This is a genomic window from Chlorogloeopsis fritschii PCC 6912, from assembly GCF_000317285.1.
GTDB lineage: Bacteria > Cyanobacteriota > Cyanobacteriia > Cyanobacteriales > Nostocaceae > Chlorogloeopsis > Chlorogloeopsis fritschii.
This window is the reverse complement of the sequence record NZ_AJLN01000154.1, coordinates 1-26,011: the sequence shown is the minus strand read 5'-3', so window position 1 is coordinate 26,011 and position 26,011 is coordinate 1. Positions and strand designations below refer to the sequence as shown.

Genomic DNA, 26,011 nt, shown 5'->3' with positions numbered 1-26,011 from the left:
ACTTTTTTGTTGTTCCTTGAATACCTGTTGTACTGAGTTTAAGCAACAATGGGTTATGAACTGTTGACTTAGAAAGGGGTTGTTGTGAATTTTCAGTCGGTAATAGAGGTATTGCATAAGTTCTGGAGCGAGTTTCTTTTAGAGAGACCTGGTACTCAACGCGGATGTCTGATTGCCCAGCCTTATGACATTGAGAAGGGTGCTGGCACCAAGAATCCTCATACGTTTCTAAGAGCGCTGGGGCCAGAACCTTGGGCTGTGGCTTACGTTGAGCCTTGTCGCCGTCCTACAGATGGACGCTACGGCGAAAACCCAAATCGTTTTCAGCACTATTATCAGTATCAAGTACTGATAAAACCCTCCCCAGATAACATTCAGGAGATTTATTTAGATTCTTTGAGAGCTTTGGGAATTCGCCCAGAAGACCACGATATCCGGTTTGTGGAAGATAATTGGGAAGATGCGACAGTAGGAGCTTGGGGTACTGGTTGGGAAGTATGGTTAGATGGGATGGAAATTACTCAATTTACCTATTTCCAACAGTGCGGAGGAATTGATTGCCGTCCTGTTTCGATAGAGATAACTTATGGATTAGAGCGTTTGGCGATGTATCTCCAAGGAGTGGAGGCAATGACTAAAATCCACTGGACGGACAACATCACATATGGTGATGTTCACCTCCAAGGAGAGATTGAGCAATGTGTTTACAACTTTGAAGCCTCTAATCCTGAGATGCTGCTCACATTATTTAGTATGTATGAACAAGAGGCTCTGCAATTGACAGAGCGAGGACTGGTTCTACCTACTCTGGACTACGTGTTAAAGTGTTCGCACACTTTCAATTTGCTTGATGCGAGAGGGGTAATTTCAGTTACAGAAAGAACTCGTTACATTGCCAGGATTCGGCATTTAGCACGCAAGGTTGCACAGTTATATGTCGAACAAAGAGAAAAGTTAGGTTTTCCATTGCTGAAAAAAGCAGATGTTTGAGTATTATTTGATGGCAAGATGCAGTACAGGTAAGAACAATTAATAAAAATTTCACATCTGAATCTTAATCTTGAGCGTGATGACGACTTTTCAAGAACTACCAATAGGCAAATACTTTCAGATACCTGGAATGAATGCCAGGTATGTGTACAGAAAAGCCAGCAGTTCGCATTGCAGTTTAGGGGTGGCGTTACAGCCAATTCGACATGGAACAGAGGTAATACCACTAACTTCCACAGAGGTTGCTGATTATTTTGCTGATAAATTCACAGCAAAGTTCGATTTTCTCAAAAGCCTACAACAATAATTAATGTTTGATTAGCTACTTAGGTTAATCTAAAAGCATAAACACTAGCATAAATACTGAGAAGGCTGTGAAATATAAATGGTTAATTTGAGTGAGATTTTAGAACCGATCGCAGCTTGGTTTCGCAGCTTAGGTATACCCGAACCAATAGTGCACTGGGGACATCCTTTGATGATGGGGATCGTGGTGTTTGTTATGGGTAGTGCTGTGGGGTTTACTGGTTGGCGAGGTAGATTAGTTGAAGATAAAGATACAGCGATTAAAAGTCGCAGCGCTCATCGCCAGATAGCACCGTGGATGTTTTTATTTATGGCTTTAGGTTTCACAGGTGGAGTGTTATCTCTTGTGATGCAACGTCAACCTATTATGGAAAGTCCTCATTTTTGGACTGGTTCAAGTGTATTAATCTTACTGGGAATTAACTCTGCAATTGCTTTGAGCAAATTAGGAGGTGAGCAGCCTGGGCTACGCAACCTTCATGCCTATTTGGGCAGCACTGCTCTTTTTGTGATGTTTCTCCATGCTATTTTGGGTTTGAAGTTAGGTTTGTCTTTATAAATTTAGCTATTGCCAAAATCTCTTTGTGCCTTTAGACTGTAGACGCCCTCAAGGCGTCTACATTTTTGTAACTGTAAATTTTGTCGCCAGATATTATTGTAAAAATTCCAATGGTTCAGGCAAGTGGTGTAATTATCTGTCTTGGCTACATTCTTGGATTACTGTTTACAACAGTTCCCTGGGGTGGTGCTTGGGTATTGCTTTTAGGAATTGTGGGAGCAATTCTTTTTAGAAAACGGCGTTTAAATCCACAAAAAGTCCCGCAAAAAACCGCAAATACCCAATTAAAGACTAAGGTGACACCACAATTTCTGTCATCTACTCCTCATCCAAGAGTATGGTTAATTGCTGGCGTGTTAGGTTTGTTGGCAACTTTCTATTTTCAATTGCGGGTTCCTCAACCAGGAACAAACGACATAAGTAAGCTGGTTCCATCAGGAAATAGCGATCAAGAACAACTTTTTATTGTGCGTGGTGAGGTTACAAGTACATCGCGCTTAACTCGCAGTCAAAGAGGACAGTTTTGGTTAGAAGCGACTCAGCTTGATGAAGTTAAAAACGATCAAGGGCCAGCAAGTGCAAGTAAAGGTGTAACGGGTAAGTTGTATGTAACAGTGCCCATTCTTCAGGCTACTGGATTACACCCCGGTCAACAAGTTGCTGTAACTGGCATTTTGTACAAACCGAAACCACCATCAAATCCTGGTGCTTTTGACTTTCAGAAATTCCTGCAGCAAGAAGGAACCTTTGCTGGTTTGGTAGGAAGGCTGGTAAATATATTGGATGAAGAACAAAACCAATGGGGATGGTGGCAAGTCCGAGAAAAAATTGTGCGATCGCAGGTGCGTTGGTTGGGTGTTCCGGAAGGGCCTATAGTTAGTGCAATGGTTCTAGGCAGCAAGGCTGTTGATTTGCCATACGATACCCGCGATGCGTTTGTCAAAGCTGGGCTAGCTCACGCTTTAGCAGCATCTGGATTTCAAACTTCGTTGATTTTAAGTGTAGTCCTCAGTTCAACTAAGCGTTTTAACAGAGTATTGCAAGTTACCTTGGGTAGTTTGGCATTAATTATTTTTCTATGTTTAACTGGTTTCCAGCCTGCGGTGCTAAGAGCTGTAGTGATGGGATTTGCAGCATTAATTGGTTTGGGACTAAAACGAAAAGTCAAGCAGTTGGGATCGTTGATGGTTGCTGCTACTTTATTATTATTATTTAATCCTCTGTGGATTTGGGATTTAGGATTTCAACTAAGCTTTTTAGCTACATTAGGGTTGATAGTAACTGTACCACCATTAACTCAACGTCTGGCATGGTTACCCCCTGCGATCGCTTCTTTAATTGCTGTTCCGTTAGCTGCTACAATCTGGACTTTACCAGTCCAACTGTTTACCTTTGGAGTTGCACCGACTTACAGCTTACTGCTGAATATTATTACTACACCGTTCATTTCAGTTATTAGTATAGGTGGAATTATTAGTGCTTTGGTAGGTTTAATTGTACCTGACGTTGGCAGTTATTTAGCCGCAATACTGCATTATCCTAGCCATTGGTTGATAGCACTAGTGGAATTTTTTAGCAAGCTACCAGGAAATTCTTTTGCTATTGGCAAGATAGCAGTATGGCAGGTACTAGTAATTTATGGTTTGATTGCATTAGTTTGGATTGTACGTTGGTGGCAAAAACGTTGGTGGATTGCTCTTTTGACTGCTATGGGATTGGTGTTAATTCCCGTTTGGTATTCTGCTAACACTTTGTTTCGGATTACAGTATTAGCAGCTGGCGAAGAACCAGTCATGGTAATTCAAGACCGAGGAAAGGTAGCGTTAATTAATAGTGGTGATGAAGGAACGGGACGGTTCACGCTCGTACCATTTTTGCAACAGCAAGGCGTAAATCAAATTGATTGGGCGATCGCTTCTAATTTTCAACTAAATGGTAACAACGGTTGGCTAGAAGTGCTGCAAAGTTTGCCAATTAAAGTTTTTTATGACTATTTTTCTCCATCGGGAAACACCCTCACCAGTCAGGTAATTCAAAAGGAAGTACAAAATCAAAAAGGATTTTATCAACCTGTATCAGCTGGTCAAACTGTCGGTACTGATTCTATAGTTGTGCAATATATTAATAATGATTTGCCCATATTGCAGATGCAAATCCAGGGTCAGATTTGGTTACTTGTGGGTAATCTTAAACCAGTGGAAATACGTCGGCTAGTTAAAGCAGGAGGATTACCTCGTCCACAAGTATTATGGTGCCCTGGTGAGTCTTTAAAAGAATTAGTTATTGCTTTGCAACCACAAGTGGCGATCGCATCTAACACTAACATTGAGCAAAAAGCTTTATCTGAACTGAGTAAAGGTCAGACAAAACTATACATTACAGGCAAAGATGGAGCAATTCAATGGACTTTGAACGGTGATTTTGAAACATTTATTCAGGGAACAGAAAATAAAACTTCAGTTTTGTAAGCATATCCAGCTTTGGTGTCTCAAGTCGCGATCGCTAAATAGGGAAAATGTCAAAAATGAGGTTCGATACTGACGTCTAAAATTCAAAAACGTCATATCATGCTAAGATTGAAGAGATTGCCTAGTAAAAAATATAATTCTTTCATCATCTGGAGAGGTGGCAGAGCGGTTGAATGCGGCGCACTCGAAATGCGTTTTGGGGCAACTCAACGGGGGTTCGAATCCCCCCCTCTCCGTAGAAAATTAGAAATTCAAAATTAAAAATAGGGCAGGTAACCCTATTTCAAACTTTTCAATTCAGACAAACAGTGTACGCATCCCAAAGATAAGGATTGATGCGAACGTAGCTAGCTACAAATTTGTTGCAGCGTAGGTATGAAATTTGGATAGGAAACAGCAGCAGCCTCTGCACGCTGAATATTTGTAGTACCAGTGGCATTGAGAGCGGCGATCGCTAAACTCATAGCAATGCGATGATCTGTATAGCTATCAACATCTGTACCTACTAAAGAAGTGTTGCCAGTAATTTCCATCCCATCGGGTAGCTCGGTGACTTGTGCCCCCATTTTATTTAACTGCTGGGCCATAACAGCAATGCGATCGCTTTCTTTAACTCGCAATTCTGCTGCATCTTTAATTACAGTTGTGCCTTCGGCAAATACTGCTGCTACCGCTAAAATGGGAATTTCATCAATCAATCTGGGTATGATTTCCCCAGCAATTGTGCAACCTTGCAGGCGACTGGAACGCACCCTTAGATCGGCAACTGGTTCGCCAGCTACCTCCCGTTCATTTTCTCGCTCAATATCTGCTCCCATCATTGCTAAAGCTTCTAGAATGCCTGTGCGAGTGGGATTAACACCGACATTTTCAATTACCAAATTAGAACCCGGTACAATTACCCCAGCCACTAACCAAAAGGCAGCCGAACTGATATCCCCAGGGACAATTACTGTTTGCCCAGTTAGTTGAGCGGGGCCATTAATTGTTACGCTGTTGGTTTGGGGATCGATATCCAGTTCTGCTCCAAATGCCCTAAGCATTCTTTCACTGTGATCCCTAGAAAGGGCTGGTTCTGTAACGGTTGTTTTGCCCTCAGTCATTAAACCCGCTAACAAAATACAGGATTTAACTTGAGCAGAGGCAATGGGAGAATGGTAATGAATTGGTTTGAGATTTTGTCCTTGCACTGCCAAGGGTGCTAAAGAACTGCCTTGACGCCCCCAAATTTCTGCTCCCATTTGTTGTAAAGGTTTGACAACACGAGACATTGGACGCGATCGCAAGGAAGAATCGCCAGTAATTGTAAAAAAGCGTCCTGAATGGGATGCCAAAAGTCCCAACATCAATCGGATTGTTGTGCCTGAATTTCCGGCATTCAATACGTCAACTGGTTCTTGCAAATTTCCCAAACCGATTCCTTTAACCTGCACTAATTCTGTATTTAAGGGCGAAATGTCTGCTCCCATTGCTTGAAAACAGCTAGCGGTGCTGCAAGGATCTTCGCCTAACAATAGTCCCTGAATCTGGGTGTGCCCTTGAGCGATCGCCCCTAACATCAAAGCACGATGGGAAATAGACTTATCTCCTGGAACGCGGATGCGACCTTGTAAACTTAACTCAGAAGTAGTTCGATTGATAACTAAGTTTTGAGAAAAGTTTTCTTTAGTTTCTACAGTTATAACGGAAGGCGACATTAGGATAAACTGACTTGTGACTGCACCGGAAGTTCATAAGCAGTAAAGGAAAACCTACTGCTAGTTACTTCCTCGCTAGTATCGTATCGCTTTCCGCTCTATGAAAATTACTGATATACACTAAGACTATATTTAATATATATCTTTGGCTATATGTCCCTACAGATATGAGAAGATAACTTCCCACAGAAGAAAAGCTTCTTTTCATAAAGACAGGTAAGCCAAACTTCAGCAAGCTAAAAAAGACTGATATTGGCTTGTAGCTGTTGCCTGCTAGTCTTTCAAAACGTAAACTACTTGAGGCGCTAATTTTACTTTGCAAGCTAATTACAGTTTTGTAATCCACTTTAAACTTGAGCTTACTAAAGCAAAAGTCTCGCTAAAACCTTCTAATCCGACATATTACTTGTTTTTACTTTGATTTGTCTAGCTTTCCAATTCAGCAGGTTCAGTTAATATTAAGCATATTTTACAATTCAATTCCTGACTCTAACCTGCCGATCGCTTTGTATCTCATTGCCTTTAGCTTTTATCGCTCCCATGCTGACTCACCACCGCAAGCCCGTGTGCCTATCATTAATTTCCACAGACTTACCTGTTTGGTCTGTTGTCGAAACCGCCGCAACTTTGTATCAAAAAGATAGTGAGCGCTTTCATCTACTGTTGACTGCTCCATCTGTTGACAGTTCCAAAGAAATTATTAATCCCTATAGTCCCAGAGTATTGTGGCTGGAAATTTCCCCATATCGGGTTACCATGACAATGCAGGGTAATGGTCAATTAAGTTACCGACATTTTTGGGAACAGGGTGTTTATGGTATTACTCGTTATTGGTTGCCTACTGAATCGCTGCAACCTAACCAACCCATCCGTTTACGTAATTTCACTAACAATCTTACACTTAACGGGCACCCACTGCCAGAAAATTTACGGGTAGAATACGAATTATGGGCAGAAAAAGTCCAACTGGGATGTTACATTCTCAATTTAGAAATCCGTAACTAATAGCTTAAGTAAGTAGTTGATATCCTCCCTCCAAAAATGTTTTTTGATATTGTGGGGGAGGATATTTGTATACTCAGGTTTTGCATCTGAGTTCTTGTCCGCCAAGAAATGAATTTCTTGGCTAAAAGCTAAAGTCAGTTAAAACTGACTCGAACTATAAGCCTAGAAATAAAATTCTAAGCGTTTTATGGGCGAGGTGCAAGATGTGAATATAGTTATAAACCACACTTAACTACCAAAATAACTAGGTTCGTTTCCTGGTTTCCATTTAATATTGCAACCGATACTTGGCTTTTGATCTGGATTTACGGCTTTATTCGCCAGTACAGCTTCAATAGCAGCACGTAAGTCTGCACCTGTGACGGGTTTATTATTACTGGGGCGACTATCATCTAATTGTCCGCGATAAACGAGTTTGCGATCGCTATCAAATAAAAAGAAATCGGGGGTGCAAGCTGCTGTATAAGTCTTTGCTGTTTCTTGGCTCTCGTCATAACACAAAGGAAATTGAAAACCAAGCTCTTTTGCCATTGTCTTTAAGCTGTCTGGAGCATCATCTGGATAATTATTAGCATCATTAGCACTGATAGCCACTATTCCTAAATCACTTTGAAAGTAATCTTGACCCAATTTTGCTAATTCTGCTTGAACGTGTTTCACAAAGGGACAATGCCGACAAATAAACATTACCAACAAAGCTTTTTTGTCAGCAAATGTAGAAAGAGAAATTGTCTGTTGGGAAACCACATCTGGTAAATTAAAATCTGGCGCTTGAGTGCCAATTGGAAGCATTGTTGAAGCAGTTAAAGCCATAATTCATCCTATAAACTTACTTGAAATTTTTCGATTAAATATAAGGCAGGAAGTAGGGGACAGAAGGAATAAATAGGGATTAGGGACTGGGGACTAGGTATTAGAAATTAAAGAATTCCACTACTCTTTTAGTCTACGCAGTTTAGTCACGGTTACTTAGAGTTATAAATTTTTATTTAAAATCTCTCTGTTTGAGAGAAGAAAGTATTGCTCATAATGAACTGTGCTACCCTCTTGCCACAAAAGTAGACTAACTTATTCAGTCACAAAACATACTCCACCTAACGGATGGCTTTTAGATATCAACTAACAATGGGAGAAACACGAAGATAGGGAAGTGGTGACAGGTTACAGGGTTGGGAGAAGAGAAATTTTTATGTATTATTGTGAACTATAGTTCATGAGCATCTGTTAAAACTTTCAATTAAGTTTGGGTTCAAAATAAAAAAGTAAAGACGCGAATAAACTTAGCATCTCTACTTTTGCGAAAACAAGTGCCAGTGATATGAAAATTGATTTTTTATAAGCTGCTTAAAAGACCAAAAATTCCGTGTCCTGTCAACGCTTCTAGTACCATTAAAGACACAAAACCTATCATTGCTAAACGCCCGTTGAGCAACTCGGCATAAGGAGTAAAACCAGTGCGATCGCCTTGGGCATCCACATACACTTTTGGCTCGATCGCAAAATTGTTCATTTTACCCTGATCGTCAACTATGGAACCGTTTGTACGCATAGATATTTCCTAATTAGATGATTGCAATTATGTAAAGAATTGTAACTTAATTATTAAAATATGTAAAGACAAGGGATGATGAGACGCGCTTGTAATAATTGATAGCCTGTTCTGGGGATAAAAATAATGGGGAGCGATCGCTCCCCATTCATGTTGTTATTTGGTAGGAATTAAATCTGCTGCGTTGCCATATGTGTTTGTGAAATCTAACTAGCGTATAATCCATAGAAGACACGCTATCGAAATTTAAAAGGTTTCATTTCCAGTTGGCTCTTGGTAAACAAGACCTCGCTTTTGATGGCGATAAGATGCTACAACTGGATACACAACACTGCGTAACCGATTGAGCGCACCTACTGGGCGATGAACAGTAAGGCCGTTCCAAGGAGAAAATCGCAGATTTTCACAGAAATCGTATTGTTTTTCAAAATTAACGACTTGGTGCTTCACGGTAAGACGGCCTACTGTAAAAAAAGGTGATTCCTTTTCCTGCCAGACAATCGTGGCATCATCAATAGACATCTTAGGATGAGTTTGAAACTGGATGCCAAAGTCCCAACAGTAATGGGCGTCAGGTTGGGCGAGGGCTTGAATTAGCTCATCTCGGTAGTAATTGTCTGGTTGAGCGCCGTTTTCAGCTAGAGCTTTGGCGCGATCGCGATCGTTTTTTGGCCTTTCTTGGAATGGAACCCTGTTGTGCGGTGGTTCGGGTGAAACAGGAGTAAACACGTATTTCACCACAGCTGGATATTCCACAGGAACTAAACCAGTCTGGGAGGCATCAAAATTGGGATTAATACCCAAAGCATAGGCTGAACCGCTCCAATATCGTTCGGTTAATAAACTCTTCGGAATCGGTTTCGTAATCTTATTGAGTGCCAAGAACTGTTTGGGATGTAGTAGAAGCCATGTGAGTGCTGCTTTTTCTGACTTAACTACAGCACTAAAAAAGCCGTAGTAGTCTCTAATAGTTTTGATGAAAAATATCTCGGCATTTTGAGTAATAATATCCTGAGTTTTCGATTCATGGCTTTGTGTAAGTCGTTCTCCTTCAACCCCGATCGCTTTCACCGTCATTGAGCGCGTATCCGAAACATAATCATGCTCTACTTTGGTGCGCCCGTTAGCAAATCTGATCCAAACAGGATATTGTTTGGGTTGTGCTAGCAAGCCTTGTTTAAGAGAAATCCCATTTAACTGTGAAGAACTCAATGAGGCACGTTGATTTAATTCGCGTTTAATTGCATCTTCATCAATATCAAATATTTCGAGCGTGCCTTTAACAGCAGCATGAGATTTGGCATGGGTATCTCGGAGCGCCCGTTCTTGATTTTGAAAAAGATTATCCATACGTTTCTTGGCTTGCTCAACCAAGCGATCGTAATATTGGCGCTCATCTTGTTCTGGATATTCTGTAAATAACTTCTTATCCATAATTACCGTGAGTTGTTTACTAATCAGACTGGTTGCCAATCCTGACGATAGAATGAAACTCGATAGGTTTTCCCTTGAGGAACATTACGATTTAACAAATCAGAAAGAGTCTTCGTATTTTGAATTTCCTCCCAACCTACAGGTGAGAAAGTTTCTGGATTGAAAATATTCTCTGCTAATAAAGGATTAGTTAAAGCTTGAGAAAAAGCATCAATTCCTATTAGTCGTCCGACCAAAGGAGGTAAGGCAGAATTTGGTCGTAAGTCTTCTGCATAGAGTCCTACATACATCTCAAGATTGTCTACATGACCGTACAATCGTTGTAGTTCTCTTTTGACTTTCTCATCACTACTAATCTGGTCGAAATTAGTTACTCGTGGATACTTGCATAATTCGCGATAGTCGTTATAGCTTCTGACTTTTGTCACGCGACCTAAGCGAATACTAGCTAATTCAGTAGGAACTAAAAATTCAGGCGTATTGAATAAACTCAGTAGCGCTGCGCTTTGAGAACAACTTTCTTCAAATAAAGCTCCCAATCCTTTCTTGATAATCATTTCATTGTTCCACATCGTGGCAGGTGTGGGAACTTCTTGACCGTCATAAATTATGCGATCGGGCAACATACTGTGCCATCGATAGACTAAGGTAAATTCTACCGACATCCAGTTTTGGCGATACCATTTCTCATTAGTAAATGAGAGAGGATCAGCAAAGAAATTAAAATGATAGGGAGTAATATGATTAATGTAATCTTCTAGGACAATCTTTAACATTTCCACCATCACAATATTTCTGGCGGTGTGATAAAGTCTTTCATCATCCCAAGTTGGATATTTTTTTGCCAAGAGTTCGCACAGACGATTGTGTTCTCTTAAGCAAAGAACATTCAGCATTACATAGCCAATTTGTACATTTGCCCGTTCGAGTTCTAACCCCATTGCAAACAATGTTTGTCTTTTTTCTGGAGGAAAACTATCTGCTTTTGGAATGAACTCATCGGTGTAAACATGGGGCAGTCCTTTAAATTCTTCCTTGGGTTGTCCATTCTCGTCATAATAAAAAGGAGGATACTCTTCTCCATTAATAATCTGACTTTTGAGCTTGCCCCCGTGATAAGCTCTCAACAAATGAGTAATGTTAGGATTCAAACCATAAACATTACACAAATCGATATGATGGTTAGAATTATTCTTGCGGGCATCTTTACGATCTGTTCGTAAAAAACTGTCGGTAAACCACTGAACAAAATAGGGAAAAATCAGCGTAGATTTAGGTGAGTATTTAGTTTCTTCTGTTTTCTGATACAAAATAGCTAAATCCTCAACAGGAGGCAGATTTTTTTCAAATTGTTCAGATGGAGTTAAATTAATTCCTATATAATTCTTATTGGTTAAAGGCTTCCAATCAAGAGGTGGTAAATGGAGACCAGAATAAGTACGATCCGTTAATGATTCCCATGAGGTGTAGGGGGACATTGTACTAAACGGATAGGGACGAGTAGGAACTTTATAGATAGCATTATTAATGAGAACTTTGTTAACTTTTTTTGCAAGACTTGGTTTACCTTGAATAAAGTTCCAAATGGGCTTGAAGCCTGTCAAAGCAGCGGTTTCTAGTTTGTTTCTTAACCCGTCTTTGGATTTGTCTCGTTTGGAAGCCATAATAATTTTTACCTTCGTGGGTTTGAGTTCTGTACTCAATGCACATGAAATTTTTCTGGAATCGATTCCGTGCGTCTTCCAACTTAGCGGACTGGCGTGCAACCCCTAAGAACGCACTACCTTTTTAGCCTCTGCTTTTTCTAAGTCAAATTAGTGTATGTAAATATACAGTGTGACTTATACCGATTCCAGAAAAGAATGTGCCAGATGTATAGCAACTTTCAAGATAATTGCTATACATATAGCGATCGTTTTTTAAATTGCTATGATTTGGCTACTAACGCTTTAGAAAAGACGAGGTCAGCTTAACTCAGAGAACAATTTTTCCCAATTAATCATAGAAGGCCTCGCTCCTTGATTAATTATTTCAAACACTTTTCGTTCAGAATCGGAATTTTGTATTGATTCTACACAGGCTGCTGCTACATCAATCCGGCTGGTTTGACCTGTGAGTTTGTCACCTGTTCCCAAGACTACACCAAGTTTGCCTTCTGTTGTTGCTTTGAGTAGAGTATTGAGATCGTAGGAAGTGTAGGGGCCGTCTATCAGCCTTCCTGGGCGGATGATGGTGTAGGGCAATCCCGAATTGATAATAGCTTCTTCACCCTTTTGTTTAGCATCAAGTACACCGAAAGCATTGAGAATACTGTAAGGAAACTTATCCTTGCGTAGCACTCCACAGGAAGATACAAAAACAAAGCGCTTTAGGTTTCTAGGTGCTGCTTGTACCAAGTTAGTAACAGCTTGGGTATCAACCTTTGCAGGACTATTTTTGGCTTTTGTTTGAGCAAGTTCAGGATTCAAAAACAGCTTGATCCATTCAATCAAATTGGGTGTCTGCTCAAACTCCCATCTAGTGGAAGGAAAAGCAGTCGTGCCGCTACAACATATGATGTAACTGACGCCCACCATTGCTGCTGGGAATGTAGCCGGATCGTGCAGATCGCCGATCGCAATTTCTACTTTGTCATCAAACATCTTTTGGGCTTTTGCAGCGTTGCGTGTCAGGATACGAACTTTGAAGCCCTTTTCTAGCAACTTGCCTACCACTAGTTGCCCTACTCCGCCTGTTGCACCAACAACAAGTACTAAATTCTCGACTGATACTTGTGCAGAAGTCATCACAACATCATTTGATAGTTTATTGTTAATTTACTGAAAATTAGAAGCGCTGCCAGTGGCAAGTAAGAGTGTGGCTTTGTGTCTGGTTTTGAGATCCTGCACCAAAATTTTGATAGACAGGTGAGTGGAAAAGTTCTACAATCGAACTGGTTACAGTAGATTCACCCATTGTCCAATCCAACCAAGCATGGTAGGGAATATCCAGTGATTATCCTCTGTAGCGGAATCACTTACATAATAGAAGAAGGTCTTTAGTAGAGGGCTACAAGCAAATGGATGTAAAGCTAATCTTAGCTGGATTAACAGTTCTCTTCACTGTGTCGTGCTTGTTCTTTGGCACAAAAAATGGATTTTACGATTCAGATAACTACCACGGCAATGGTTCTGCACATTGATGAGAAAAAGCTAAGAGCCAACCGCCCCTAGTCCCGATATTGTCAGGGCTTTTGAGTACCCACTTTTTTGGAACCGAGGCGGGTTCCGTGGAGGCTTCCTCCCCAATAACAAATCCGCATTCCAAGGGTGTAGGGGCGCACTTTGTGAAATTAGCCCCAGGAAAGGTGAGCAAAATCCTTGTAATACTACTTGGCTTGTCGGAAATATTCATAAAAATAAGGTTAGAGGGGAGGAGAGCATGAGCGATCGCCTGTCGGCATCCTCTCGAATTGATACAGGGGAAGCATCTCATGAATTAGAATGTTTACCCTATGGTGTAAACCATAGTGGTGAGGGTGTGTGTCTGTTGGTGCGGATGGGGCCACACCGGATTTTACTTGATTGCGGTTTGGCAGATATTTCACCTTTGATGAAGGGACTTGCTAAACCTGCACGTCGTGGTCGTTCGCCTCTGCCGGCTGATTTTGTTCTGATAAGTCACGCTCACCCAGATCACGCGAGGGGATTGCTAGCATTACATAAAGCTTTTCCGCTGTTACCAATCTACGGTAGTGAGGTAACTAGTAAGTTACTACCGCTAAATTGGCCAAACCAAAACCTTCAAGATATCTCTCAATTTTGTCAGGCTTTACCTTTGCGATCGCCTGTAGAAGTTAAAGATGGTCTAGTGGTAGAACTCTTTCCTGCTGGACATCTACCAGGAGCAGTAGCGATGCTGTTTACCTACACGACTCCACAGCGTTCCTACAAGCTACTGTATACCGGGGACTTTTTCCTATCCAACTCCCGATTAGTGGAAGGTTTGCGGTTAGAGGAACTGCGGGGATTGGAGTTAGATGCCTTAATCATTGAGGGTACCTATGGCACATCTCGCCATCCCCACCGTCGCAACCAAGAAAATCAACTAGCAGAGCGAGTAAACCGGGCGATCGCCGATTCTTATTCTGTGCTCTTGCCTACGCCTGCTTTGGGTTTAGGTCAAGAACTGTTGATGCTGTTACGCAGCCACCACCACTTTACAGGTCGCGATTTGGATATTTGGGTAGATGGTACTGTTGCTGTAGGGTGCGATGTATATTTAGAACTACTGTCTCACTTTCCGCCGTCTGTACAGAATTTTGCTCGCCATCAACCCTTATTTTGGGATGAACGCATACGCCCGCGCGTGCGGCGCTTGCAACCAGGACAGCGCGATCGCGTTGGTAAATATCCCTGCATTGTTCTGACCGACTCTACAGTCGATTTGAGTGAATATTGTCAAGTTGATACAGGCCCTTGGCTGATTCTTTTACCAGAAAAAACTGAGATAAAAATTAATAATCATCATAAATTCCCAGGAATCATTACTGTTGAAAACTATCTCCTTGCTCAACATAGCGATGGCCCTGGTACTACTCAATTAATTCATAACTTACGTCCGCAGCACGTCATTTTTGTCCACGGTTCTCCTACCTATTTGGCGGATCTTACTAGTTTGGATGAGTTGCAAAATCGCTATCACGTCCATTCTCCAGAAGCAGGAGTATTAGTAGAAATTCCAATCGGGGAAACCTTTTTGCAACCAGCTGCTCCCGAAACTAACTATGAAGGTGAACTTACAGAGTTAGACACGGTAGTCACCATCGCTCTTCCCGATGCGATTACAGCCGATCCACGCTGGCGGCAGTTTGCTGATACCGGTTTGATTGAAGCCCGTTGGCAGGGAGAAGAACTGGTATTGCGGGGGCTGTCGCAACGAGAGCTTCTCAATCAAAGTAGCGATCGCTTTATTTTGTCTGATGTAGAGTGCTGCGGTACCTGTAGACATCAAAGAGGACAACGGTGCTGGAATCCCGCATCCCCTTTATATAACTTTAAAGTAACTCTCGATGGTTACTGTCCTGCTTTTGAGCGGGGAAATGAAGGGACTAGGGACTAGGGACTAGGAAATAAATTCTTCCCAATCCCCAATCACCAATACCCAGTTAATCTGGATTAGAGTCAGTGTAACGATTGCGGATACGTTCTGCTTCTGGACACTCTTCTGTGAGGAGAGGTTCTACGTTGCCACGGGGTACGGAAGCTAATTTTTGGGTAATAGCACCAATACTTTCTAGGCGAACCATCTCCTCCCAAGAACAAATTTCATCTTCTTCATCTGTTTCATAACGCAGGGTAACTAAATCTCCCTCTATATCGATGATGCGGGCGCGTTCAATCCAGCGTTGCTGGTCCCGCAAGAAAACACACACTTCCCGCCCATCGCAACACAATTGATAAATCTTGCGGTGTAGCATCTACAGCTTCTGCCTTTCTAAACTTGGTTAAATCTGTCAACATCTGGGTTTTACTCCCACATAGATAGCACTTTATATTAGGTTTGCAAATCAACCTTTAAAAGTGCTTTCTTTGACCCAAGTCCAAGACTTGGTTGTAGTTATCAGTTTTTGGGAATTCTTGGGTCATAAAGTTTGTTTGTGTTCACTGCACCAGTTTAACTTTATTTGTTGAGGTCATTTAGGAAATGTTTTCTTCATAGAAGTCACATAATTCAGGATTTGACCTGACCAGGTTCACAGCCACTAGTGAATCCTTAGTATCATTATGTAATAAAAGATACTTAGAAACAAGTTTGGTTCGCGGTTGTTTTATTTGCCTACTTGTATTCATTGGCATTGCTGGGAAGTCTGGGGACTTGGCTTTACTTTTATCCCTACGTAAATGATCTTAGCTTATTCTCTCGTGTCCTTCATAGTTTTAAACAACAACTCTCAATGTTCTTTGCTACATTTTTCCAATGCCTTGACATTTCGATTAACTGCAAATTCCCAATGTTGCCTAAGAACGCCCAAATAAGAGGTATTATCTCTATTTTTTGTGTTTGGGAAATTTTACCACCAGATTTGAGGAAGCTTCACGCTTAATTCGACCTGCACGAACAGCATCTAAAAGCGCTGAGATAGCATTTAAATCTTCTGGGTGGTAACTCTTCATCGCCACCATTTGATAGAGAAGACCTTCGGATTCAACACTAAGATACCCTGTTTGAAAAGCAGATTCAACGAGTGCGCGAATCATGGTGATTAAAAAATAGTTGGCAATTTCTTTCCTCAACTTTGGAATATTTCAATCTGTCTTTAATTGATGTAGATCAGTAAAACTCAGTGATTGTTTATCACAAAGTTAGGTGACTAAAATCACATTGTATACAAAAATAGCTATTTAGCATATAAACTCCACCGATACTATCAAAGATTGCAAATGAAGTAAATATAATTCTAAATTTAAGTATTAATTGATACATTTCACCCAGGGAAATTACTTAGGTATTAAGCCAAATATGTATTTTTGCACCGTCGCTTTCGCTCGTGGATATCCAGCAGCGTAGAATACCAGGAGAATTTCTTCTAAGAATGCGGACATAACGTGGAAAATTCTGAAAAGAAATTTATTGATAAAACGAACGAAAATCTTCGTCTTGTTGGCTTAATTGTACCCATTCAATTTTCAAAGACTGAAACTTTTGCGTGAGGCGATCGCAGGCTGGACGTTCAGTAGCAAAATGTCCAGCATCAATTAAAATCAAACCGCGATCGCGGCTTTCTTGAAATTGATGAAACTTGCAGTCAGAAGTCAAATAGACTTGAGCACCTGTTTTGACTACTGCCGAGATAAAACTTGCCCCGGAGCCACCCAAAACAGCAACTCTATCAATTTTTTGTTCTAAATCTACCGTAGGTGAGTAAATCAAATTGGGAGGAGCAAGTTTGGTTTGAATAGTTGCCATTAACTCTCCCAGTGACATCGAAGGCTGTAAATTGCCAACGCGCCCGTATCCCAAACCTGGTTGTGTAGTGACTATAGGAAAGACTTGCTCAAGTTCCAAAATTTGGGCTAAAACGTCAGCAGTACCATCTTGCACTTGGTCAAAGTTGGTGTGGGCGCTGTAAATACCGATATTGTGAGTAAAAGCTAACCGTGCCATCTCCGCAATCGGATCGCCACTACGTAGAGATTTAGGTGGACTAAAAATTAAGGGATGGTGGGCAAAAATTAGGTTTACAGGAATACCAGTTGCACGATAGGCGATCGCTTCTTGCATCACTGCTAAAGTTGGCGTTAGGCAAACCAAGATCCGCGCTTGTTCTTGTAATACTCCTGGTTCAATCTGCCAGCCGCAGTTATCCCAGCTTTCCTGCCAGGATGGATTTGCCCATTCTTCAAACCAGGTGATTAAATCGGCAATTTTCATTTGTCATTGGTTATTGGTCATAGTCATTAACAATTAACATAATAGGTACTCAGAAAGAATTAATTACACAAATTGTTTTCCTATTCCCTGTTCCCTATCCCCTATCCCCTGTTCCCTATGACTACGCAGAAATATGAACTACCAATTCCCTTGTATGACTGTGTTGGCGATGTTCCCAGATGTAAATTCCTTGCCACGTTCCCAGAACTAAATGCCCTCGATTAATCGGGATGTTTTCTGAGGTGTGAGTTAGGGCTGTACGGATATGAGCAGGCATATCATCAGCGCCTTCGGCATCGTGAATGTACTGTGCTGATTCTGGCACGAGTTTTGCCATAAAATTTGCGAGATCCTTAAGTACATCAGGATCGGCATTTTCTTGAATCAGTAAACTTGCAGAAGTATGCCGTAAAAATAAAGTACAAAGCCCTGTTTCCACTCCCGACTCAGAAACAATCGCTTCAATCTTGGGAGTGATGTTGTACAAAGATTTGCCAGTTGTGGAAATTCTCAGTAGCTTTTGGTAGTGAGCCATAGCATAATTGAACTTTAGTGTTAATACCAAGTTTGATGCGTAAGCACTAACTTGCATCTTAATCAATTTTAAGGTTTCTTCTTTGTTGATTTCGCTCCAAATCAAGCAAACTCTTCTGGATTATTTTTTATGACTAACGGTTATTACGGAGATAACAGTTTAATAATTATTGTGGTTTAGTGGTATTTGCGGTTGTTATGATGCTAGTAGATGGTTAGACTGAGATTATGAGTGCAACTACTCACTTTCGGTATCTACAGAGTCATCAGGGTCATCTACCTTAGTTATTTAATTTTTATTAAAAATCTCCAACTCTAAACAAGTGGAGATTTTTTATGTGTATGGCAGTTTATTGAGCTTACATTCCACTGGCTGAGTTAGTGGTACTTCCTAGCTGTGGGCATGAAAAGCTGCTATTAGTTTAGGAGTATTACTATTTCAATACCAGATGAATGATTAACCATTGGCAACAAGAGTCAACACTGTAATTTCTGGACGAGAACCAAATCGCAGATGCAGCCCAGTCATGCCAATGCCACTGTTAGTGTACAAAAGCATTTTTTTGACTAAATAGCATCCTGAATAATACTTATGTGCCAAGTTTGGAAGGATCAACGGTTTGAAGAAAGGAAGGCGGACTTGCCCTGCGTGAGAATGTCCAGATAGTTGCAAATCAAACCTACCTGTGGCAGCACTTGTATCAGCAAAATCTGGTTCATGGGCGAGGAGAATCGCCGCTCCATCGCTAGGTAACTGCTTCAGTACCAGATCCAAGCGCTCTTTACCCATGCATACATCTTCTACCCCAGCAATATGCAACATGGCATTGCCCCGGTGTAGGGTATAAATAGCATTGTGGAGTGTAGCTATATCTGTTTGTTCAAGAGCTTGGTTAATTGCTTGTGGATCTGCTTCATAGTCATGATTTCCAAATATTGCTACTGTCTTATCAACAGGTGTAAGTTGTGCTAAAGCAATCTTCAGGTTGGGAATAAAGGCTTGGGAATGACGGGTTACTAAATCTCCTGTAATCACCACTAAATCTGGTTTTTGTTGGTTAACTAAGCGAAAAATTCGATTTAATCGCTTTTGATTAGTCCATTTATCTGTGTGGATATCACTAATTTGCACAATTCGATAACCATTAAATTCCGATGCTAGGTGTGGTAAATTTAAATGCAAGCGATTAATTTCAAGCCAATTTGGTTCAATTAAGTAAGCGTACAACAAAGCGCAAAAGCCCAACAAAAAAGAAACTCTAACAAATCGAAAGGCTAATTTGCGGGCTTTTTTTAGCCGTTGACTTTTTCTCAAAGTCCAATCTCCATTCCTTGTGATTGCGAGATTCTCGTTTGAATTTTTATGTCTATTTAAACTGGCTATCATTGTAGCGATCGCCAGCTAAATCAATAATTGAAGATTTTCGATGAGAAGTCTGTTCTTTGAGGACAAATGGGTGGAGATTGGAAAGAGAGGACACCCAGACGCGGGGACATGAGGACACGGAGAGAAAGAGAATCGTAATTCGCGTTCTAGCCCCTAGTCCCTAATCCTCACCTCATCTGGTTACAATAAAAATTTGCAGCATTCTGCATTTAAATTTATGAAACTTCCTATTGTTGCTATTATTGGTCGCCCAAACGTTGGTAAATCGACCTTTGTCAATCGCCTTGCCGGGGAGCAATCTGCTATTGTTTACGATGAACCGGGTGTAACGCGCGATCGCACTTATCTACCTTCCTTTTGGCGTGATCGCGAGTTTATGGTTGTGGATACTGGTGGTTTGGTATTTAATGATGACACTGAATTTTTACCACTGATTCGTCAACAGGCGATGGCTGCGCTAGCAGAAGCAAGTGCTGCTATTTTTGTTGTAGATGGCATTACAGGGCCAACAGTCGCTGATGAAGAAATTGCAGAATGGTTGCGTCAACAACCCGTACCCGTGCTCTTGGCTGTTAATAAATGTGAATCTCCAGAACAAGGTTTAATTCAAGCAGCTGAATTTTGGAATTTGGGGCTGGGTGAACCTTATCCTATTTCTGCCATTCATGGTAGCGGTACGGGAGATTTGCTGGATGTGCTGATTACTTATTTACCACCAACAGCAGAAATACCGGAAACTGATGAAATCAACGTGGCAATTGTTGGACGCCCAAATGTGGGTAAGTCTAGTTTGTTGAATGCTTTAGTTGGTGAACAAAGAGCAATTGTGAGTCCAATCTCTGGTACTACCCGTGATGCCATTGATACTGTCATTGAACACAATGGACAAACTTACCGTTTAATTGATACGGCAGGAATTCGCAAGAAGAAAAATGTTGAATACGGCACTGAGTTCTTTAGTATTAACCGTGCCTTTAAAGCAATTCGTCGCGCCGATGTGGTTTTATTGGTGATAGATGCCCTTGATGGTGTCACCGAGCAAGATCAAAAATTAGCTGGAAGGATTATCGAAGAAGGTAGAGCCTGCGTTATTGTGGTGAATAAATGGGATGCAGTAGAAAAAGATTCTTACACGATTTACGATTACGAAAAACATCTCCAAGAACGGTTACATTTTAGTGAATGGGCGGAAACCATTTTTGTTAGTGCTTTAACTGGGCAAAGAGTAGAAAAAATTTTGGAGTTGGTAAGTAAGTCTGCTGAAGAACACAAGCGTAGGGTAAGTACCTCGGTAATTAACGAAGTTTTGGAAGAAGCAGTTCGCTGGCATTCTCCGCCAGTTAGTCGTAGTGGAAAACAAGGCAAACTTTATTATGGTACACAAGTAAGCACTCAACCGCCTACGATCGCATTGTTTGTTAATGATGCTAAACGCTTTAACGACAATTACCGTCGCTACATAGAGCGACAATTCCGCCAACAATTAGGGTTTAAGGGTACTCCCATCCGCTTTTTCTGGCGGAGTAAAAAAGCTCGTGATGTGGAAGGTGCTAATGTCAATAGAGCTACACGCGTTTAATATTTGTCATTTGTCATTTGTCGTTTGTCCAAAGTTTAATGACTAATGACTGATGACTGATGACTAATGACTAATGACTCAAAATGGATTTACTGCGATCGCTACCACTTGGACTTTATTTAGAACAACCGCAAACTTGGTTACATAAACTCGATCCGCGAGTCAAGTTTATCTGGTTGATGAGTTTTCTGACAACTTACGTTTTTGCCAACAATTTGTGGCGCGTATTGTTGGTTTTATTGTTGATTTTTGTTACTTTAATTGCAAGAATCCCCAAACGAGTGTGGCGACAACAAATGGGTTGGCTATTAATGCTGTGCTTTTTTGTGTTCGCGATCGCTGCTATTAGCCCTGATGGACTTGGTATCAAATATCAACCACGTCTGCCAGGTAACGAATCTACGATTATTGAGAAATCACAGCCAGCAACTTCCACAGTTACGCCTTCACCAGCGAACCGCCAATCAAACTACAGCTATGTACTGTTTGAACAGGGAGTAGTAAAAGTTACTCGCCGTTCTTTAGATTTGGCAACTAGTTTTAGTACGATATTATTTACTGTTATTTACAGCACCAACTTGTATCTACTGACAACCGCACCAGAAGAAATTACAGCTGCAATAGAAAGCTTAATGCAACCCTTGCGCCGTCTAAAGTTACCTGTAACAGAGATTACATTGACATTGACTTTGTCTTTGCGGTTCATACCTCTGGTGTTAGAAGAAGTGCAGAATTTATTTCGTTCTGTAATGACAAGAGCAATTAATTGGAAAAAGCTAGGATTTAAAGGAGCAGTTAAAGTTTGGATGCTGGTAGCAGAGAGATTGTTAGAAAATCTGCTACTGCGAGCAGAGCAAATGGCTAACGCAATGATGGTAAGGGGTTTTACTAGCCCTAATGAACATCGAGTGCAGTGGCACGAATTACGACTCAGAAGAGCAGACTGGCTGGCGATCGCAATTTTAATTGTATTTTGGGGAGTGCGGTTGGCAGTCGGTACTAAAGTTTAATAGTTGGCACCAGGCTACTACTGAATAAGATAGCTACGCCAAACGGGATTAGTTTCTTTGCCTTCCTTCTCTGGAAGCAACAACCGCCAGGTTTTGCCCTCTTGCTGAAGTTGTAAGTAAACTTCATATGGTTTGTGGGGTTGTTTCAGTTGTCGTTTTGGTAGCTTAAAGATAAGGTCGTAGGTTCCACGAACACGATAAGTTAGTAGATTTTGAATTGTCAGGGGTTGTTTTTTAGTAATTGCGAGGTGATGAATTTCAAATCCCTTGAAATCTAGATCTAACTGCTGTTTGAGTTGCTGTTGAGTTTTCTGTAACTGAAGGGCGATCGCTTTTTCTACTAACTGGCTAGTTGGTGCAAGTACACTGGTGGTACACGCAGTTAATAACCCTAGCAACATCAGGATGATAATTAGCCGTACCATCACTGCCACTCCTTTATCACTGTGTCCGTCGTCCCGAAGACATAGTATAAGCTACAGGACAACAGAATTATTTTAATCTGTACCGATTTTGTATAAATGCTTAAATTCTCGCTCTAGCCAGAGATACAGGAGAATACCCTGCGGGTAGACACGTAGACGGACGTAGTCCGGCTTCTCGTAGAGTAGTGGCTTCTGTACACCGTTGGGCAAAGCCCTTCCCGCAGTCTTTGGTGTTCCCGAAGGGTAAGTAGCCGCTGTTGCGTCTACAGGAGCCAGAAGTCAGAAGCCAGAAGTAAAGCATTATATATGACTTTGAGACTAAAGTTTTGTACCTCACGCTCCTTGAAATCTGCTGTATTAAAAACTCAAAAAAGCACAAACATAGAGCTTACAATTTATTTCTATTGCAAATATATAAAAACTTTTTAGTGAATTTTATATCATAACACAACGTATAGAAAATAAAGATAGAAATTATTAATCTACCTTGAGATATATTTTAAAAATTAGTAGAAGCCAATATGTTGTTATTAGCTTACTATTTGCTATAAGCATATGTAAGCTTCAATATTTTAGATAAAACGTAAACTATTTTCTGGTCTTAAATAAGAGTTCTCGCATCAATCAAAATTCATCATTAAAAGTAGTGGTTGATTAATAGTATCCAAATAGCCACTAATTTTCTAAGTAATTAGAGTGATGATATCGTTTGTATACCAAACGTTTTACTCACAGTTTGTATTATCGATTGTTTAAAATTTGTGGCTGCAAAGTAGATTTTTTGAGTTTGTTATTTTCCAATAATTTTTCTCTTTTGTAAAGGCATGAGTGTACAATGCCTTTTCGCACTTTTCACAACTTATTTAGGATTGCTGTAGGTTAGAAATACTAAGCATATGCAGGTAATATGACAACAGTAAATAATTTTCCAAAACTATGGTTAAAACTTAGGCGTAGGTTTTTACACTATTTAGGTTTTGCTATCAAAAAACCAGATTGGATTTTCATGTTTTGCTTTAGCCGTATTCATTTTATACGTTATTTAGTACAAATTATTTATAAAGAAAAAATGATAATAAGCTATGAAGGAAATTCTATTTTTGAAAGTCTTGAAGTAGATCATGCCGTTTATACACTCAAAAAAGAGGGTATATATTTAGGTATTAACTTGCCTGAACCTATCTTGAGAGAAATAACAGAATTTTCTAAACATTTAATTTACTTAGGTGATGGGAACTCACAATTTAGTTTTAATATCACTGATAGAGAGAAGGTAGAAAAGAGACGAAATAAAAAATTTATTACTGGTTATAACTTTGATATTTCTTCATTATGCCCAGCTATAAAAAATCTAGAAAAAGACCCAAAATTATGGGAAATAGCTAATAAATATTTTGAGAAAAAACCAGTAAATATAATAAGTAGAATTTGGTGGATGTTTGTTCAAGAGAAAGAAGTAGAGGAACGTGTCAAGGGAGTATTTCGTTTTCATTATGATTTGGAAGACTATTGGTGTCTAAAATTTATGTTTTATTTAACGGATGTTGACATATATAGTGGCCCTCATGTCTGTGTTAGAAGTAGTCACAAGAAAAAAAAGCTTATATATCAGCTTTCTTTACTAAGAGAAAGAGATGACGACGATATCATTAATTATTATGGATCAGAAAATGTGCTCACTATTTGCGAACAAGCAGGGTTTGGATTTGTAGAAGATCCATTTTGTTTCCATAAGGGAACTATTCCAGTTCAAAAAGATAGATTAATATTAGAAGTAAAATTTACTCTCAATCATTATGAATGAAACTGACATTAGATAAGAAAGACTAGTTATACAGCTAGTAGTCAGCCACACACATGATGAGAGATTTATAGATTCCCGGCTTATTTAGAGAAGTTAGGGTTCTGAACATTTGGGATATGCCAGTCTATAAAAAGTTCTATTTAATAATGTTTTCTAAGTGTAAAGTTCGGATTAATATGTAAAGTTATATAAAATATGAAAAAAATGGTAATTTTGCACTAAGTTTTTGCGAAGCAACTATAAACTTTTGACAAAGATTACGAGAAACAGTTGGACAAACGACCGTAATAATACTTAAAATACATCAGCCATGTTTCATACGTAAAAAAAGTCAATTACATGAACAATATTGTTCAACAGGTACGTAACAGAATATTAAGAAAAGTATATCAGATATCATTCTTGGAAAATCAATCCCAGCAGGTTTATCTAGCGGCATTGGAAAAACACGGTGCTTATCTACCTGGAATTTCAACTGAGGATTTGATTTTAGTTGAGACTATTAGACGTGAAGGAGTAGCGATCGCTTCATTAGAGTCGTTGGCTATTCCCGGTACAGAAAAAATGTTACAGGCAACAAAAAGCCTGATACCCAAAATACCTAAAAGTATCTCTGGAGACAAAAATGAATATGTAGTACATGCAACTTGCGAGCAAATGCTAGAGTATCCAGAAATTTTTCTCTGGGGACTAGAAAAGCGTTTATTAAATATAGTTGAACATTATCTTGGTCTACCCGCAGCCTATCATGGCCCATATTTTCGCAGAGATCTTGCTAATCAAGTTGAGCGAAAATCCAGATTATGGCATATAGATACAGAAGATAGAAAAATTCTCAAAGTAATTGTTTACCTGAATGATGTAAGTGAGGATTGCGGCCCGTTTCAATATATTCCACAATATCTAACTGACGTAGTTTCTAGTTCCTTGCAATACCAGTATGGATATATTAGCGAGAAAAGAATGCAAAGAGCTTTGTCATCATCATACTGGAAATCGTGTACGGGTTCGGCTGGAACAGTAGTTTTTGCTGCTACTGCTAGCGTTTTTCATAGAGGGAAAAGACCTCAAACATCTGATAGATTTACAATATTTTTTGATTACACATCCCGACAGCCAAAATATCCGTTTTATTGCAATCCTTCCTTACCTCGACATAATTTAATGTCGCTTGCTCCTCAATTCTCTGAGGAACAAAAGCAATGTGTGTTTTGGGTATAAAAGCTTAATTGGATGTAGTTTTACAATCACCAAGTTAAAAATGAATATTCTCAAACTTCTTGAAAGTATGCTGGATAGTGGACAGTGCCACTGATATGAGCCAAAGCACTACGTTTTAGTTCCAGCACCATGAAAGCTTCATCAGGAACAGACAATGAGGACATTAAACCGAACTTGCTTGCTGTTTGGAAGCCAAAGCGTTGATAGTAGTGCGGATAGCCAACAACTACAACAATCGCATAGTCTAACTCACGACACTTTGACAAGCCTACTTGAACCAGCCTGGTGCCTATGCCTTGGTGTTGACGTTGCGGTATCACAGCTAGCGGTGCTAATGCTAGCGCAGGAAGAGTTTGCTGGCTCGCTTCTATGAAAATGCGGTTAAAAAGAATGTGTCCTAACACTTTTCCATTTTCTACCGCCATCAAAGACAATTCGGGTATGAAATTCTCAGAATTGCGAATTTTGTCTACTAGTTGGGCTTCTTGTGGTTGAGCAAAGGCATCTGTAACGACTTGGCGGATATTTGCTATTTCCTCATTTGTTTCTGGGATAATATCTAGCATTACATTAAAGTATTTTGAGTTAGCAAAGAAAAAATTGTGTAGGGTGGGCACTTTCAAGCTTTTA

The 26,011-nt window shown here is 40.2% G+C and carries 24 protein-coding genes and 1 tRNA gene; 11 read left to right on the top strand and 14 right to left on the bottom strand.

Translation table 11 applies throughout. The annotated features are described in order from the left end of the window. The first annotated feature begins 84 nt into the window (after positions 1 to 84). The 5 genes from glyQ to UYC_RS0134830 all read left to right on the top strand — a co-directional run bounded on the left by glyQ (position 85) and on the right by UYC_RS0134830 (position 4,559). Positions 85 to 990: a glycine--tRNA ligase subunit alpha gene (gene glyQ, locus UYC_RS0134850; RefSeq protein WP_016876221.1), complete on the top strand. Its 906-nt coding sequence runs from the start codon at positions 85 to 87 to the stop codon at positions 988 to 990. A 79-nt stretch (positions 991 to 1,069) separates the two neighbouring features. Beyond that, the gene (locus UYC_RS0134845) at positions 1,070 to 1,297 is read left to right on the top strand and encodes a hypothetical protein (protein ID WP_016876220.1); all 228 of its coding nucleotides are present in this window, start codon (positions 1,070 to 1,072) and stop codon (positions 1,295 to 1,297) included. Between the two features lie 78 nt (positions 1,298 to 1,375). Next, a complete protein-coding gene (locus UYC_RS0134840) occupies positions 1,376 to 1,855 on the top strand; it encodes a DUF4079 domain-containing protein (protein WP_016876219.1) in 480 nt (159 codons plus the stop codon). Positions 1,856 to 1,965: 110 nt separating this feature from the next. Next, positions 1,966 to 4,323 (top strand): ComEC/Rec2 family competence protein, encoded by a 2,358-nt coding sequence (locus UYC_RS0134835; RefSeq protein WP_016876218.1) that lies wholly within the window; start codon positions 1,966 to 1,968, stop codon positions 4,321 to 4,323. 151 nt (positions 4,324 to 4,474) lie between these two features. Continuing rightward, positions 4,475 to 4,559 (top strand) — tRNA-Ser (locus UYC_RS0134830). Positions 4,560 to 4,670: 111 nt separating this feature from the next. Here UYC_RS0134830 and aroA read toward each other — a convergent pair. Beyond that, positions 4,671 to 6,020 (bottom strand): 3-phosphoshikimate 1-carboxyvinyltransferase, encoded by a 1,350-nt coding sequence (gene aroA / locus UYC_RS0134825; protein WP_016876217.1) that lies wholly within the window; start codon positions 6,018 to 6,020, stop codon positions 4,671 to 4,673. Positions 6,021 to 6,560: 540 nt separating this feature from the next. On the opposite strand from aroA, the gene UYC_RS0134820 reads away from it, so the two are divergent. After that, a complete protein-coding gene (locus tag UYC_RS0134820) occupies positions 6,561 to 7,025 on the top strand; it encodes a hypothetical protein (protein WP_026087803.1) in 465 nt (154 codons plus the stop codon). 228 nt (positions 7,026 to 7,253) lie between these two features. Here UYC_RS0134820 and UYC_RS0134815 read toward each other — a convergent pair whose 3' ends face one another. The 6 genes from UYC_RS0134815 to UYC_RS40115 all read right to left on the bottom strand — a co-directional run bounded on the left by UYC_RS0134815 (position 7,254) and on the right by UYC_RS40115 (position 12,963). Next, the gene (locus tag UYC_RS0134815; protein ID WP_016876215.1) at positions 7,254 to 7,838 is read right to left on the bottom strand and encodes a thioredoxin family protein; all 585 of its coding nucleotides are present in this window, start codon (positions 7,836 to 7,838) and stop codon (positions 7,254 to 7,256) included. Positions 7,839 to 8,358: 520 nt separating this feature from the next. Further along, a complete protein-coding gene (locus tag UYC_RS0134810; RefSeq protein ID WP_016876214.1) occupies positions 8,359 to 8,574 on the bottom strand; it encodes a chlorophyll a/b-binding protein in 216 nt (71 codons plus the stop codon). Positions 8,575 to 8,820: 246 nt separating this feature from the next. After that, a complete protein-coding gene (locus tag UYC_RS0134805; RefSeq protein WP_016876213.1) occupies positions 8,821 to 10,008 on the bottom strand; it encodes a catalase family protein in 1,188 nt (395 codons plus the stop codon). A 23-nt stretch (positions 10,009 to 10,031) separates the two neighbouring features. After that, on the bottom strand, positions 10,032 to 11,672 hold the full coding sequence (locus UYC_RS0134800) for a peroxidase family protein (RefSeq protein WP_016876212.1): 1,641 nt from the start codon (positions 11,670 to 11,672) through the stop codon (positions 10,032 to 10,034). A 300-nt stretch (positions 11,673 to 11,972) separates the two neighbouring features. Next, complete coding sequence (locus UYC_RS0134795; RefSeq protein WP_016876211.1) at positions 11,973 to 12,794, bottom strand: SDR family oxidoreductase; 822 nt, start codon at positions 12,792 to 12,794, stop codon at positions 11,973 to 11,975. Between the two features lie 40 nt (positions 12,795 to 12,834). Next, a complete protein-coding gene (locus tag UYC_RS40115; protein ID WP_268744007.1) occupies positions 12,835 to 12,963 on the bottom strand; it encodes a hypothetical protein in 129 nt (42 codons plus the stop codon). A 465-nt stretch (positions 12,964 to 13,428) separates the two neighbouring features. On the opposite strand from UYC_RS40115, the gene UYC_RS0134785 reads away from it, so the two are divergent. Then, positions 13,429 to 15,108 carry an MBL fold metallo-hydrolase gene (locus tag UYC_RS0134785; protein WP_016876210.1) on the top strand — a complete coding sequence of 560 codons (1,680 nt, stop codon included), beginning with the start codon at positions 13,429 to 13,431 and terminating at the stop codon, positions 15,106 to 15,108. A 46-nt stretch (positions 15,109 to 15,154) separates the two neighbouring features. Here UYC_RS0134785 and UYC_RS0134780 read toward each other — a convergent pair whose 3' ends face one another. From UYC_RS0134780 to UYC_RS0134760, 5 genes are all read right to left on the bottom strand, one after another. After that, positions 15,155 to 15,466, bottom strand: coding sequence for a DUF6679 family protein (locus tag UYC_RS0134780; RefSeq protein WP_016876209.1), 312 nt, complete (start codon positions 15,464 to 15,466; stop codon positions 15,155 to 15,157). A gap of 571 nt (positions 15,467 to 16,037) precedes the next feature. After that, complete coding sequence (locus tag UYC_RS0134775; protein ID WP_016876208.1) at positions 16,038 to 16,247, bottom strand: hypothetical protein; 210 nt, start codon at positions 16,245 to 16,247, stop codon at positions 16,038 to 16,040. Between the two features lie 370 nt (positions 16,248 to 16,617). Further along, complete coding sequence (locus UYC_RS0134770; protein WP_016876207.1) at positions 16,618 to 17,421, bottom strand: Nif3-like dinuclear metal center hexameric protein; 804 nt, start codon at positions 17,419 to 17,421, stop codon at positions 16,618 to 16,620. 121 nt (positions 17,422 to 17,542) lie between these two features. Continuing rightward, positions 17,543 to 17,956 (bottom strand): secondary thiamine-phosphate synthase enzyme YjbQ, encoded by a 414-nt coding sequence (locus tag UYC_RS0134765; protein WP_026087569.1) that lies wholly within the window; start codon positions 17,954 to 17,956, stop codon positions 17,543 to 17,545. 456 nt (positions 17,957 to 18,412) lie between these two features. Next, on the bottom strand, positions 18,413 to 19,342 hold the full coding sequence (locus UYC_RS0134760) for a metallophosphoesterase (protein ID WP_016876205.1): 930 nt from the start codon (positions 19,340 to 19,342) through the stop codon (positions 18,413 to 18,415). Positions 19,343 to 19,559: 217 nt separating this feature from the next. Between UYC_RS0134760 and der the strand changes: the two genes are divergently transcribed. Beyond that, positions 19,560 to 20,921, top strand: a complete 1,362-nt coding sequence (der, locus tag UYC_RS0134755) for a ribosome biogenesis GTPase Der (RefSeq protein WP_016876204.1) — start codon at positions 19,560 to 19,562, stop codon at positions 20,919 to 20,921. Between the two features lie 83 nt (positions 20,922 to 21,004). Further along, entirely contained in the window at positions 21,005 to 21,931 is a 927-nt protein-coding gene (locus tag UYC_RS0134750; RefSeq protein WP_016876203.1) for an energy-coupling factor transporter transmembrane component T family protein, read from the top strand. A gap of 17 nt (positions 21,932 to 21,948) precedes the next feature. Here the strand turns inward: UYC_RS0134750 and UYC_RS0134745 are convergent, their stop codons facing one another. Then, entirely contained in the window at positions 21,949 to 22,356 is a 408-nt protein-coding gene (locus UYC_RS0134745) for a hypothetical protein (protein WP_016876202.1), read from the bottom strand. A 907-nt stretch (positions 22,357 to 23,263) separates the two neighbouring features. Between UYC_RS0134745 and UYC_RS0134740 the strand changes: the two genes are divergently transcribed. Both UYC_RS0134740 and UYC_RS0134735 read left to right on the top strand, forming a co-directional pair. Beyond that, positions 23,264 to 24,160, top strand: coding sequence for a hypothetical protein (locus UYC_RS0134740; protein ID WP_016876201.1), 897 nt, complete (start codon positions 23,264 to 23,266; stop codon positions 24,158 to 24,160). 339 nt (positions 24,161 to 24,499) lie between these two features. Then, complete coding sequence (locus tag UYC_RS0134735; RefSeq protein ID WP_026087568.1) at positions 24,500 to 25,381, top strand: phytanoyl-CoA dioxygenase family protein; 882 nt, start codon at positions 24,500 to 24,502, stop codon at positions 25,379 to 25,381. 50 nt (positions 25,382 to 25,431) lie between these two features. On the opposite strand, the gene UYC_RS0134730 is transcribed toward UYC_RS0134735, so the two are convergent. Beyond that, on the bottom strand, positions 25,432 to 26,011 hold a 580-nt coding region (locus tag UYC_RS0134730), incomplete at its 5' end, for a GNAT family N-acetyltransferase (RefSeq protein WP_016879850.1).

Bases quoted from the DNA above. Each gene is read 5' to 3' on its own strand.
- UYC_RS0134840 (WP_016876219.1), top strand. From the start codon at position 1,376: ATGGTTAATTTGAGTGAGATTTTAGAACCGATCGCAGCTTGGTTTCGC.
- UYC_RS0134845 (WP_016876220.1), top strand. From the start codon at position 1,070: ATGACGACTTTTCAAGAACTACCAATAGGCAAATACTTTCAGATACCT.
- UYC_RS0134835 (WP_016876218.1), top strand. From the start codon at position 1,966: ATGGTTCAGGCAAGTGGTGTAATTATCTGTCTTGGCTACATTCTTGGA.
- aroA (WP_016876217.1), bottom strand. From the start codon at position 6,020: ATGTCGCCTTCCGTTATAACTGTAGAAACTAAAGAAAACTTTTCTCAA.
- der (WP_016876204.1), top strand. From the start codon at position 19,560: ATGAAACTTCCTATTGTTGCTATTATTGGTCGCCCAAACGTTGGTAAA.
- UYC_RS0134750 (WP_016876203.1), top strand. From the start codon at position 21,005: ATGGATTTACTGCGATCGCTACCACTTGGACTTTATTTAGAACAACCG.
- UYC_RS0134775 (WP_016876208.1), bottom strand. From the start codon at position 16,247: ATGATTCGCGCACTCGTTGAATCTGCTTTTCAAACAGGGTATCTTAGT.
- UYC_RS0134740 (WP_016876201.1), top strand. From the start codon at position 23,264: ATGACAACAGTAAATAATTTTCCAAAACTATGGTTAAAACTTAGGCGT.
- UYC_RS0134745 (WP_016876202.1), bottom strand. From the start codon at position 22,356: ATGGTACGGCTAATTATCATCCTGATGTTGCTAGGGTTATTAACTGCG.
- UYC_RS0134795 (WP_016876211.1), bottom strand. From the start codon at position 12,794: ATGACTTCTGCACAAGTATCAGTCGAGAATTTAGTACTTGTTGTTGGT.
- UYC_RS0134770 (WP_016876207.1), bottom strand. From the start codon at position 17,421: ATGAAAATTGCCGATTTAATCACCTGGTTTGAAGAATGGGCAAATCCA.
- UYC_RS0134735 (WP_026087568.1), top strand. From the start codon at position 24,500: ATGAACAATATTGTTCAACAGGTACGTAACAGAATATTAAGAAAAGTA.
- UYC_RS40115 (WP_268744007.1), bottom strand. From the start codon at position 12,963: ATGGGTGAATCTACTGTAACCAGTTCGATTGTAGAACTTTTCCACTCA.
- UYC_RS0134780 (WP_016876209.1), bottom strand. From the start codon at position 15,466: ATGCTACACCGCAAGATTTATCAATTGTGTTGCGATGGGCGGGAAGTG.
- UYC_RS0134760 (WP_016876205.1), bottom strand. From the start codon at position 19,342: ATGATAGCCAGTTTAAATAGACATAAAAATTCAAACGAGAATCTCGCA.
- UYC_RS0134765 (WP_026087569.1), bottom strand. From the start codon at position 17,956: ATGGCTCACTACCAAAAGCTACTGAGAATTTCCACAACTGGCAAATCT.
- UYC_RS0134815 (WP_016876215.1), bottom strand. From the start codon at position 7,838: ATGGCTTTAACTGCTTCAACAATGCTTCCAATTGGCACTCAAGCGCCA.
- UYC_RS0134805 (WP_016876213.1), bottom strand. From the start codon at position 10,008: ATGGATAAGAAGTTATTTACAGAATATCCAGAACAAGATGAGCGCCAA.
- UYC_RS0134800 (WP_016876212.1), bottom strand. From the start codon at position 11,672: ATGGCTTCCAAACGAGACAAATCCAAAGACGGGTTAAGAAACAAACTA.
- UYC_RS0134785 (WP_016876210.1), top strand. From the start codon at position 13,429: ATGAGCGATCGCCTGTCGGCATCCTCTCGAATTGATACAGGGGAAGCA.
- UYC_RS0134820 (WP_026087803.1), top strand. From the start codon at position 6,561: ATGCTGACTCACCACCGCAAGCCCGTGTGCCTATCATTAATTTCCACA.
- UYC_RS0134810 (WP_016876214.1), bottom strand. From the start codon at position 8,574: ATGCGTACAAACGGTTCCATAGTTGACGATCAGGGTAAAATGAACAAT.